This is a genomic window from Synechococcus sp. H55.9 (genome assembly GCF_047462355.1).
Lineage (GTDB): Bacteria > Cyanobacteriota > Cyanobacteriia > Thermostichales > Thermostichaceae > Thermostichus.
This window is the reverse complement of sequence record NZ_JANSJB010000152.1, coordinates 1-3070: the sequence shown is the minus strand read 5'-3', so window position 1 is coordinate 3070 and position 3070 is coordinate 1. Positions and strand designations below refer to the sequence as shown.

Here is a 3070-nt window from a genome sequence, read left to right as displayed (position 1 = left end):
TCCTACTCCGGCCCTGGCAATCGCCAACGGGGGCAACTGACCTTTTCGCGGGATCTGGCCATGACCACTGCCAACCTGGGCAGCCATGTGTTGCTGGTGGACGACCTGGCCGATTCCGGCATGACCCTGAAGCGATCTGTCCACTGGCTCAAACACCACTACGGCTTCTACATCGAAGACATCCGCACCGGCGTACTTTGGTACAAAGCCGCTTCCGTCTATCAGCCCGACTACTACGTAGACTACCTGCCGGATAACCCCTGGATCCATCAGCCCTTCGAGCCCTACGAGCAGATGACGCCCCAGCAGTTGATGCAAGCGCTGCGCTCTTCGGGTTAGCTTGGTCCTCTGCGAGTCTACAAATTCACCCTTGTGATGTCTCTATCTAGACGGCAGCTCAAAGCGAGGTACCCTATCTAAGGCAGGGCGGATCCCAGCAGGGATCTGCTCGTGAGCAAGAGGATAGTGGTAGTTGACCTGAGCCAGCAGCCGTTTCCACTGCTCCGAGTTGAGAGTTTTGACCAGAGAAATAGACGGCTCTTCCTTTAACTCGTAACCTGAATCGGTTAGTTTGAGGGTAACGTTAGCCGCTGCCGTTTCCAGAATTGACTCGGCCATTCCATAATCTAGCTCTGCGGATACAATCAAGGCATAATCCTGAGGGATCGGGCTAAGCAGAATAAACTCCAGTAAAAGCTCCAGACTGGAAATAGTCGCTTCTTGGAAACTGGGATCCCAATCGGGAAACAGAGCTAAACTAACTTTGCCCAAGCAAACTCTAGAAACTGGGAAACTTGGCTTTTCTTGGGATAGCAAAATTGGGTTATTTTCCCCGGGTGTAAACCAAGCTCCGGTGTGATCAATTATGTGGATGTGAAAGAACGACTGTATTTCCTGCTCAAAGTCATGAACTGCCTGCCTGCAACTTTCCCAAAGACCATAGCCCTCAATCTGGATCAGACCTTTTGAGCTAACCTGACTGTATAAGTTGCGAAGTGCATTTATAGTTGACTTGTAGTCGCCATTGGCATGAATATAAAGCAATGCAACTTCCCCAACTTCCTTTAAGGAAGCAGCTAGGTTACTCTCAGACAAAGTAACTGGAATAATACATTCCCCAACTTCAAGCTTTTCACCCAAATGTTGTAAGCTTTCGTCTGTTCTAGTACTTGCCTTATCTGCTTCTTTATCAAGATTTTCTTCAAAGAGGACGTAGACTTTGCGGGGTCTATGGCTGTGGTGCCTAATCACCCAAGCTAGTAAAGCGGAGCTTCCTCCTTTCCCATACTCTACAAAATTTCCCGGGATATCTTCTTGACAAATCTTTTTGGCAGATAGATAAAGCTCCAAGAAGTACTCCGACTTTGAGAGAGTAGGCAAACCTAGGGCTTCGTAAGCAACTTGAAAATCTAAATCTTGGTTAGCTTTATTTTTTTTCTTCAGATAGCTATTAACGCACCAAGTGAAGTTTGATCCAAAAAAATCACAGTAACTTCTATCTATTTCGTATCTATCAGGATATTTCGACAAAAACTCTCTGACTGCACGCTTCGGTCCGCCATTATAAAGGATATCTTCTCCCATATCAGAGACGATCGCATCCTCAATAATAATATACTCTCCTGGTAGGAGATGTTGGTGGAAAAACTCAAGAACCTTAATTGTAGTTTCGTACTGATGGTCAGCATCTTCAATTACAAGTAATGGCCTCGGTAGTCTAGAGAGGAAAAAAGGTGACAGTATTGCTTCAAGCTCACGCCCATTTCCTCTAAGATAGGTTACTTTTGGATGAGATAAACTCGTGACTCGATTTACATCGATAGAGTAGATGTGTGCACCTAAGCCAAAACTACTCAAAATATCTCCCAACCATAGAGCACTTCCACCACAATACGAGCCAATCTCAATGATCGTTCTCGGCTTAACTTGCCAAATCAAGAGAGGATAAAGAGCTATGTCGAAAGGATTTTTAGTTGTAGGAATACCTTTGTATGAGTAAGCTAAACTCCCGCGTTGTATAGAGTTCATGACATCCTTTGGAAGACCGGTTTTCCAATCTTGGAGCATTACAGGATCAAACCCACTAATGCAATAATCTCCGAGATGCTCAGGTAACGTCCAGTGCACATTTGGATCTGGCATATGATCAACTGGTCGAACATTACCTCGCCAGGCTACGCCCATAATCTGCATAGTTTGATAGATCATTGTTTTCCAACCACGATCCTTCAAGTAGTTTAAGCCTTCAGCTACACTTGGCAAAACAAGATTGTGAAAAAGAACCAAGCAGTCTTCAGCAGCATATCTTTCTACTACTCGAGTATCCTGCAGGGGGGCAGGAGATTCACAGTTTCCATCAATAAAAATTAAAGACCAGCGACGGTTAGTTTGCAAGGCAATTTCTTCCACTTTCTTTGGACTATAGCCAGGATGTAAGTTAACGTTGGAGCGAACTCCTGCTAGGCATAAGGACTGCTCCACACTTTCATAGACTACTGGGTCAAATAGGGCAGGATCCACGACGTCAAGGACAACTCCACCTGCTGCAAGGTGAGCAGTTGACCAACCTAGCCAGCAGCCGATTTCCAGTGCAGATTTACCTTTAAGTTCGAGAGCAGTGTTGTAGAGAATGTGGGCTTCATCTCGACTGACAAAATTAACTGAAGGATTGCGGCAATCCACGTAACAAAGGTGAGGAATATGTCTGCGCAGGTAAGACGGGAAGCGTTGATCCGCATTACCAACTCGCATATTAGGGAAGCAATGATCTAAATAGATTTTCTGAAAGGAGGTACTAACGTAGTCATGCCTGGCAATGCTCTCTGTCATTTGGCTACACAGTTCTCATGGCTTCTCCTTACAGCGTAAACCACTAGACTTGTGCGGTCAAGCTTGCTCGCTCAGAAACGTAAGTTTTTCCTCAAAGAGATCTGGCCATGACCACTGCCAACCTGGGCAGCCATGTGTTGTTGGTGGACGATCTGGCCGATTCTGGCATGACCCTGAAGCGCTCCGTCCACTGGCTTAAGCACCACTACGGCTTTTACATCGAGGAAATCCGCACTGGCGT

General features: G+C 46.1%; 3 protein-coding genes. 2 read left to right on the top strand and 1 reads right to left on the bottom strand.

Features of this window, described 5'->3' with window-relative positions:
• Positions 1 to 339: phosphoribosyltransferase (locus NW857_RS12645; protein WP_414369162.1), on the top strand; the 339-nt coding region annotated here is incomplete at its 5' end.
• A 42-nt stretch (positions 340 to 381) separates the two neighbouring features.
• On the opposite strand, the gene NW857_RS12640 is transcribed toward NW857_RS12645, so the two are convergent.
• Positions 382 to 2829: a class I SAM-dependent methyltransferase gene (locus NW857_RS12640; protein WP_414369160.1), complete on the bottom strand. Its 2448-nt coding sequence runs from the start codon at positions 2827 to 2829 to the stop codon at positions 382 to 384.
• Positions 2830 to 2936: 107 nt separating this feature from the next.
• On the opposite strand from NW857_RS12640, the gene NW857_RS12635 reads away from it, so the two are divergent.
• A partial coding sequence (locus NW857_RS12635) for a phosphoribosyltransferase family protein (protein WP_414369163.1) occupies positions 2937 to 3070 on the top strand: 134 nt, incomplete at its 3' end.

Excerpts from the sequence above, each read along its gene's own strand:
- NW857_RS12640 (WP_414369160.1), bottom strand. The coding sequence starts at position 2,829 with ATGACAGAGAGCATTGCCAGGCATGACTACGTTAGTACCTCCTTTCAG.